This is a genomic window from Asaia sp. SF2.1, assembly GCF_000505765.1.
Lineage (GTDB): Bacteria > Pseudomonadota > Alphaproteobacteria > Acetobacterales > Acetobacteraceae > Asaia > Asaia bogorensis.
This window is the reverse complement of record NZ_AYXS01000051.1, coordinates 94985-103071: the sequence shown is the minus strand read 5'-3', so window position 1 is coordinate 103071 and position 8087 is coordinate 94985. Positions and strand designations below refer to the sequence as shown.

The window sequence follows — 8087 nt, the reverse complement described above, 5'->3', positions numbered from 1 at the left end:
GGGGCAGGGTACCGCCGATCTGGAAAATCAGCGTTTGGGCGTGATGTCGGACCTGTCTTCCAATCTGAGCGTGTCTTTTACCACCAGTGCAAACGGCGATATGACGGTGCGTACCGCAGACGGAACGCAGTTGCCAACCAGACCCGATCAGATGGGTCTGGACGATAGCACCCAGACACTACCCAGCAGCACGTGGCCTCTCTCGACTTCGAGTGTTACACTGTCGAGCAGTTCATACTACAGTGCGCAGAACACGAACTCTTCCATCCCGGCAATTACTCTTGCTGGCCAGGATATTACAACGAGTCTAACAGGGGGGAGCCTTGGCGGCAACCTGACCCTGCGCGATAGCACTTACCCTCAGATGCAGGCGCAGCTCGATTCATTCTCCTACACGGTAATGAATCGTTTTAGCAGCGCAGGATTGCCTCTGTTCGTTACCGGCTCTGACGCCAACGCGACGAGTTCGATTCAGGGCAGTGACCTCAGTAAGCCGGTGCCTCAGGGAATTGTTGGGCTATCTGCCAGCCTGAGTGTCAACAGTACCTATACCAAGACGCCGTCGGCGCTCACCACCACCACTAATAGTGATGGGAGCACCAACACAGGTGTCACAACCACCATCAGCAATGTTCTTTCCACCACCTTTGGCTCGGATGCCGAAGACGTAAGCGGGGGTCTATCTGCGCCATCCAGCAATCTCGGTCCAGGTGGGTCAATCTCGACGGGATATGCCGGTAATCAGGGACTACTCGCGTTATCAACTGCCCTTACCTCCAATCAGGGCGCTACCATCGCTTCCATGGGCGCGGGTGTCACGTCTAGCAGCGCCGTTCTCACGCTCCTGCAGACCAAAGTAGCAGACGTTTCGGGCGTCAACGTCAATGACGAAATGGCCAAGACCGTTGCGCTGCAAAATGCTTACACGGCGAACGCGAAGATCATTTCCACGGTGCAGACCATGTTCAATGCGCTGTTATCGGCAATCCAGTAAGCGGTCCGGAGATTGGTCATGAGCAATGCGGTAGGTCAGTACGGCGGATCGGCTCTCTCGCTCATTCTTGAGGCGAGTGTAAAGACCCTGACTGCGCAGCAGGAGACCGCAACGTGGCAGAGCAGCACCGGTATCATCGGGTCGACTTACGCTGATCTAGGGGCATCCCGTTCTGCGGCGCTCAGCCTCACTCCCAAAATCACTCAGGTGCAGGCGTGGCAATCCAATATCACCAACGCTCAGAACACCTTGTCCGTCACGGCCACCGGTCTCAATCAACTTGTTTCAATGGCGCAGACGCTTTCCACTAGTCTGCTCGGTATTTCAGGCACGGCAACATCCAGTCAGGTTGCTGCCGCCGCTTCATCGGCAATGAGTGCCCTTGGTGATCTCAAGACAGTGCTCAATACGAGCGATGGTGCAAATTACGTATTTGCAGGCACTGACAGCAACACAGCACCCATAAAAGGGAGCGCTTCCCTGTCATCAAGCAGCCTTGCTCAGCAGATTGCGGCGAGCGTTCAGTCTCTCAACGCATCCAATGCGGGGTCCGTTCTTGCCAGTGCGACCTCTCTGGCGGGGTCAACCGATCAGGCGGTATCCGTATTTTCGGCAACACTTTCCGTATCTCCGGCTCAGGCTGCCGATAATCAACGCAGCGTGATGAGTGGGACCAACACCACGACGAGTTTCGGTATCGTTGCGACTCAGTCATCCATGACCTCCTCATCGAGCAATACATCCACCGGATCGCCGATCAGGGATCTGATGCGAGACCTTATGGCAGTATCGGCAATGAACGGGATGTCGTCCAACACACCAGGATTTTCCGATCTCGCAAAGCAGATCTATACGTCGCTCGGCACGACAATTAGCCAGCTGACCGAAGAGGAAGGCGCTGTGGGCGCAACGCAAAACAGCCTGACCTCGCAATCGACAATGCTGACTGGACTTTCCACAATGCTCGAAACCCAGCTGGGCGATTCGCGAAATGCTGATATGGCGACAGTCGCAACCAATGCAGCGAATATCAAAACCAGCCTGAGTGCCTCGTATATCCTTATTTCAAACATGAAGGGCATGACACTGGCGGATTATCTCTGATGACCCATCCGGAAGGCAGCGCAGAAGCGCTTCAGTTGGCTGGTGATTATGCGTCAGCGGCGAAAGCATATGAAATCCGCCTTCAGGCCTCTCCCGATAACGCGCGCACCCTGAGCAATTACGGTGGCCTACTCAACTTGCAAAACCGGTTTTCGGATGCCCTTGCATTGTTGGGCCGTTCCGTTGCGCTTGATCCTGGTCTTCCCGACGCGTGGTCCAATATAGGGAATAGTTTTTTACATCTAAGCCAGTACGAAAATGCGATCGCCTGCTATCGCAACAGTCTGCGCCTCGAGCCTTCGCATGCTCTGGCGCTCAGTAACATGGGCGTAGCTCTTGATCATCGTGGAGATCATGCACTGGCGCGCGGTTTTCATGATGCCGCTGTCCAGATGAACCAGGAGAACGTATATAGCCGGACCAACCGCGCAGTTTCGCTGCTCCAAAGTGGCGATTATGCCGAAGGCTTTCGTGAGTATGAGCATCGCTGGACAGCGCTGCGTGCTTCTGTCGGGCAAAGTAGTGTGCCTCGCTGGAGTGGTGAGCTGGCGCCTGACAAAACTCTGATGGTTTTCACCGAGGGCGGATTTGGAGACGTCTTGCAGTTTTCCCGATTGGCTCCGCTTGCGGCGCAAAAGGTCGGACAGGTCATTCTGCGTGTGAGGCCGGAGCTCGTCTCGCTTCTGGAGCGTAGTTTCCCTGAGATCACAGTCCTGTCGGAAGACGATATCCTTCCCGAGCACGATCTCGAATGTCCGGTTCTCAGCTTGCCTCACGTACTCGGGATAACGCTAGAGACGATCCCTGTTCCTGGCAGATATCTGCGGCCTGACCCGATAAAGATTACCCTGTGGCGCGAACGGCTTCGGGCTGGGGACGCTGATGACTGGCACGATACCTTTCGTGTGGGGCTTGTATGGGCGGGCGCACCGCATCCCGAAGTTCAGGCAGCATTTCTTGCTGACCATCGCCGCTCCATGAATCTGCAGGATCTGGCACCGCTAGGGCAGGTCGCCAGACGCTTTAGAGCGCTCAGGTTCTATAGCCTGCAGATAGGAGAACGCGCAGCGCAGGCGGCAAATCCGCCTGAAGGGATGCGTCTTTCAGATCACACGAGGCACATCGCCAGTTTTGATGATACGGCTGCGCTGATTGACACGCTGGATCTCGTTATCGCCGTCGACACATCGACTGCGCATGTATCGGCTGGGTTGGGGAAGCCCACATGGCTTCTTTCACGCTATGATCAATGCTGGCGTTGGCTCTCGGGGCGATGTGACTCACCGTGGTATGAGTCGATACGCCTTTATCAGCAAAAGCAGCCCCTCAACTGGGAAGGGCCTGTTGCCATGCTCACAGATGATCTCACGGCTCTTCTTGAGACGAGGTATGCTCATACGCCTGTCTCAGCCCGATGAGATAGGCGTGTCCCAAAAGACGCGCTGACGCATGCATTCGAAAATTTTGAAAAGTTTCATATTCCCGGTCTCGTATTGTGCAACAAAGCATTGTAGGCTGTAACCATCATATATCGGCATGGGGGCATCGAGCTGCCTCTATGTTACATGCCAGATAATTCGAAGATTGCCTGATATTGAAGTCCTGTGCGCAACTGAAATGATATTTCGTTGCGATAAGAAAATATAATGTCGATGCAAGAGGCTCTCCGAAGTGCTCTTGATAGGGGTGTCCTGAAATGATGAGATCGCTTGATATTGCGAATACGGGCATGCAGGCCCAGACCACAAATGTCGAGACGATTTCCAATAATATCGCCAACATGACAACCACCGGATACAAGCGTCGTCGTGCTGAGTTTCAGGACCTGATCTATCAGGATCTGCGTCGTGCTGGGACGATGAGTTCTGATACCGGGGACCTTGTTCCTGCGGGTGCGCAGGTTGGTCTTGGTGTTCGCACGGCCGGCATATACCGCATCAACGAGCAAGGTACGCTGGAACAAACCGGAAATTCGCTGGATCTTGCCATTGAGGGGCGTGGATATTTCCGTGTAACCCTTCCGTCGGGAGAATATGCCTATACTCGTGACGGAACATTCTCGCTCTCGGAAGACGGTACGATTGTCACTGCAGACGGCTATCCCCTGTCTCCCAATATCTCCGTTCCCAACAATGCGGAGAATATCACGATCGATCAGTCTGGACAGGTACAGTACACGCTGTCTGGTCAGACTACAGCTCAGGTGGCTGGTCAGTTGCAGCTCGCGACATTCCAGAATGAGAATGGTCTTACGGCGATGGGGCAGAACCTGTTCACCGAAACAACCTCATCTGGTACAGCCAACCTCAGTACACCGCAGAGCGAGGGATATGGTTCGGTCCGTCAGGGTTTTGTCGAGGAATCATCAGTTAATGTCGTGACCGAAATCACTGCGCTCATTACGGCGCAGCGAGCCTACGAGATGAACAGTAAAGTTATCACTGCCTCGAATGAAATGCTGCAAACCCTGACCAATCTGCGGTGATACCAATATGCGCGGGCTCACGATCGCTCTCATAGGGCTATCTTTGATAGGCCATTCCGTACCAGGATATGCAGCGACCCTGCGCAATACGTCCATCGTTTCGTCCGGGATGGTTCGTCTTTCTGATATTTTTTCTGGTCTTGAGCCCGGGCAGGATCGGGTTCTGGGTCCTGGGCCGGCACCTGGATCGAGTATTCATGTAAGCGGGCAACAACTTATTGCGATCGCTGATCAATACGGTGTCGAGTGGGAAGACCAATCCTCCTCTTCGTTCATGACGATTACCAGAGCGGGAAGAATTCTCGACGAGAATTATTTCGTTTCCCTCGTCAGGAAAAACCTGCCCGACCTGGGCGAAGGCCCCGTTTCAATAACGTTTCACGACTTTCATCCTGTGACAGTCTCTGCGGATGAGGCCGAGCCGGTTGTTCTGTCTGATGTGAAATGGGATCAGCGGAGCGGGTGGTTTTCATCCACTGTTTATCGTGCCCACCCTACAGGAGATCTGGCAACCGACTCGTTCATGCTGACGGGTGTTGTCCATGCCACCCAGCGCGTGATTGTGTACACCCACTCGATGGGGGCAGGAAGCGTTGTCAGTGCCGCAGATGTTAGGGTGGACGAGGCATATTCCGGTCATCTGCCGTCGCGTGCTGTCACCGATCCGGCTGAGGTAGAGGGGCAGACCATCAGCCGTGGTGTCGTGGCGGGCTCCGCGGTCATTGCGCAGGACCTGCAGCGCACTGTGATCATGCATAAGGGAGATCCCGTCATGATCACCTACGTAGCTCCAGGGCTCAGATTGTCGATTGCTGGAAGGGTTCTTGAGGATGCCGGTGCCAAACAGCAGGTCCGCGCATTGAATGAGTCGAGCGGGATGATTGTCAACGGGAAAGTCACTGATGGGTCAAATGTGGAAGTGGCGTTGACGAGTCATCCAGTCCCGTCCGATCCGATCACAATGCGCCGGCTTTCGGCGTCTATGCGCAATCCTGCGCCTTGACGTTTCCTGGCGATAGGTGGCTCTGAAAACGATGACGCGTTTTTTCTCCCGTGGCTCATTGACCGTGCTGCTGCTACTGGGCAGCTGCACGTCTCTTTCTGATCTGACGGAACTCGGTCACCCACCGAGAATGACCCACACTTCTGATCCGACACAGTCGCCGGACTATCGTCCGGTGACAATGCCGATGCCACCTCTCCAACCTCCGCCAACGGAGGTCGGGAGCCTGTGGCGCTCAGGAAGCCGGGCTTTTTTCAAAGACCAGCGTGCCTCTCAGGTTGGCGATCTGATAACGATCAACGTCAACATCTCGGACAATGCGGCACTCAACGACAATACCACCGTCGCAGGAAGCGGCTCGCAGACATTCGGGATCCCGAGTTTCTTCGGAGCCCAGGGTAAGGTGCTATCAAGTAGCAGTACGCTGGACACAAGTAGTGCGACTGCAAATACGGGCGCAGGTGTCATTCGCCGTAATGAGACTGTCACCCTTGCCCTGGCGGGGACGGTGACTCAGGTACTGCCCAATGGTAACTTCGTTGTCGTTGCCCGGCAGGAAGTCCGCATCAATGGTGAACTGCGTCAACTCATGGTTAGCGGCGTTGTTCGACCCCAGGATATAACGGAAGACAACATCGTCACACATGACCGTATTGCAGAGGCACGGATTTCGTATGGAGGTCGTGGTCAGCTGACCACTGTCCAGAATGCGCGCTGGGGACAGCAGATTATGAATGGTGTCCTGCCATTCTGACCAGGCAACATGCTTGTTGGCAGGCCTTGGTTTATCAGCTCCTTGATCTTGGGAAATGTGGTGTCTTTCGCGTAGCGCAGCGTCCCGCCCACGTTTCCTCCGGCTTTTCGCCATAGCGCTCATTGGAACTGCGTCATAAAAAGTAACGATGACCGGAAGGAACGGGTAAGAGAGGGGCCATTATTTATATGCTTACCCCCTCACTCATCACGGTCGATATTCTCGTGTTGGAGTTTTTCCAGCCCTCTGCATAGAGGCGGGAAATACATGGCCGCACCAAGGGTGAACGCATTGATGAAAGCCCTCCATAGACCCCGAAAATTCTCGTGATCGAGAATGCAAGGCGAGCGCCGTCAAGGCGGATTGAGCGTATTAAATCCTATCTTCTGTTAACGATTGGCTCCTAGAACTCGACGTTCTCGTCAAAAACCGAGGACAGGGGCCGTTACATGATTCTAAAGCTGATCATACTTCTCATAGGTTTAGGCGTTGTAGAAACCATATTGGTGAAGGTTTTCTCCTTCATCGGCGATCGTCTGGTGTATCTGGGGCTGTTCGATGGCTCCTTGGAACGACTCGCATCGATCTGCGAGACGGCAGCCCTGATATGTTTTTCGTGTGCCGCTGGCTTCTTTTTCCTCCGCTTGATAAGCCGCCTCCGCGCCACGGACACTCGGGAGGGGCGTGACGCGGGGCCTGGCTGGTGATTACAGCGACCTACTCGCATCAGGTCTGGTCAGCCAGGATTCTTGTCAGTCCCTATCTGCAAGGCAAAATCTGAAACGAAGCCGCCCACAGGTTATATGAAGGGGCAACGAGAGGATTTATTAATAATTCCGATGGACCAATGAAAGGGTACGCGGAAAAAAGGCTCGTCCCTCTCATGTTCAGTGTCTTTCGGTTCAAGGCCAAAATTGCACTTGTTGCAATAACATTGACGTTGGTTACATTTATCGGTTCAGGTTTTTTAGTCAATAATCAGTTAAAATCCGGCGAGCGCTATCGCTCATTCATCAATTCAGATGACCGGGGCACAATCATGCTTGCGCGCATCAGCGACAAGCTCAATGCACTCCTTTACGCCTCTCATCTCCTGATCGATCAGGCGAACAGCCCATTCGTCGGCGAGGTTGTAACGCGGTTCCAGAAAGATATGCGAGGAACCCGTGATATCTTTGCTGAGGCCGCGAGGGTGGATCCGCGTCTCGTCTCCACGCTGGATCCACTATTGGGACGTTATGGCACTTTCGAGCAGCAGTTAAACAGTCTGCTGATTGCGCTTGATAAAGGCGACATTGCCAAAATGCGCCAGATCGCCCAGGCATCTGATCAGGATGGGGTTCACCTGGCGATCGATATCGGGGCGATCACAGGCCGCCGTATTACGCATGTTGAGAGTGCATCAAACCAGCTCGCTCATGATGTGAATGTTTCTGTCCGTAATTGCGTCATTGGCCTGGTGCTCATCCAGATTCTTATTCTTTTCGCGACCCTGCTTATGAGCCAGAAAACGATCGTATCACCGCTTCTGAGGGTGAGGGATCGTATGCTCGGTATCGTTGAAGGACGGCTGGACGAGAGCATTCCCTGTCTTGAGCGGGGAGATGAAGTTGGAGATATGGCCAAGGCGCTCAGCACGATCCAGGGGGGGGTTGCAACGAGCAAAGGTTCTGGCTGCCGAGCAGGCTGCCGAGCGGGAAGCTGTTGCCAAGGAGAGGGCCGAAAACGCGGAGCGTGTTGCGAGGGA

Annotated in this window: 7 protein-coding genes; all 7 read left to right on the top strand. The window is 54.3% G+C overall.

Going from position 1 to position 8087, the window contains the following annotated elements; genetic code table 11:
• A partial coding sequence (locus P792_RS0120510; RefSeq protein WP_031241768.1) for a FlgK family flagellar hook-associated protein occupies positions 1-994 on the top strand: 994 nt, incomplete at its 5' end.
• A gap of 18 nt (positions 995-1012) precedes the next feature.
• A complete protein-coding gene (locus P792_RS35425; protein WP_023980025.1) occupies positions 1013-2098 on the top strand; it encodes a flagellin in 1086 nt (361 codons plus the stop codon).
• Complete coding sequence (locus tag P792_RS35420; protein WP_023980024.1) at positions 2098-3516, top strand: tetratricopeptide repeat protein; 1419 nt, start codon at positions 2098-2100, stop codon at positions 3514-3516. Before P792_RS35425 ends, P792_RS35420 begins: the two co-directional genes overlap by 1 nt.
• A 281-nt stretch (positions 3517-3797) precedes the next feature.
• Positions 3798-4583, top strand: coding sequence for a flagellar basal-body rod protein FlgG (gene flgG, locus P792_RS35415; RefSeq protein WP_023980023.1), 786 nt, complete (start codon positions 3798-3800; stop codon positions 4581-4583).
• Between the two features lie 7 nt (positions 4584-4590).
• Positions 4591-5586 carry a flagellar basal body P-ring formation chaperone FlgA gene (gene flgA / locus P792_RS35410; protein ID WP_081866914.1) on the top strand — a complete coding sequence of 332 codons (996 nt, stop codon included), beginning with the start codon at positions 4591-4593 and terminating at the stop codon, positions 5584-5586.
• A gap of 31 nt (positions 5587-5617) precedes the next feature.
• A complete protein-coding gene (gene flgH / locus P792_RS35405; RefSeq protein WP_023980021.1) occupies positions 5618-6340 on the top strand; it encodes a flagellar basal body L-ring protein FlgH in 723 nt (240 codons plus the stop codon).
• An 883-nt stretch (positions 6341-7223) separates the two neighbouring features.
• The coding region (locus tag P792_RS35395; RefSeq protein WP_023980019.1) for a HAMP domain-containing protein at positions 7224-8087 on the top strand (864 nt) is incomplete at its 3' end.

Excerpts from the sequence above, each read along its gene's own strand:
- flgA (WP_081866914.1), top strand. The coding sequence starts at position 4,591 with ATGCGCGGGCTCACGATCGCTCTCATAGGGCTATCTTTGATAGGCCAT.
- flgH (WP_023980021.1), top strand. The coding sequence starts at position 5,618 with ATGACGCGTTTTTTCTCCCGTGGCTCATTGACCGTGCTGCTGCTACTG.
- P792_RS35420 (WP_023980024.1), top strand. The coding sequence starts at position 2,098 with ATGACCCATCCGGAAGGCAGCGCAGAAGCGCTTCAGTTGGCTGGTGAT.
- P792_RS35425 (WP_023980025.1), top strand. The coding sequence starts at position 1,013 with ATGAGCAATGCGGTAGGTCAGTACGGCGGATCGGCTCTCTCGCTCATT.
- flgG (WP_023980023.1), top strand. The coding sequence starts at position 3,798 with ATGAGATCGCTTGATATTGCGAATACGGGCATGCAGGCCCAGACCACA.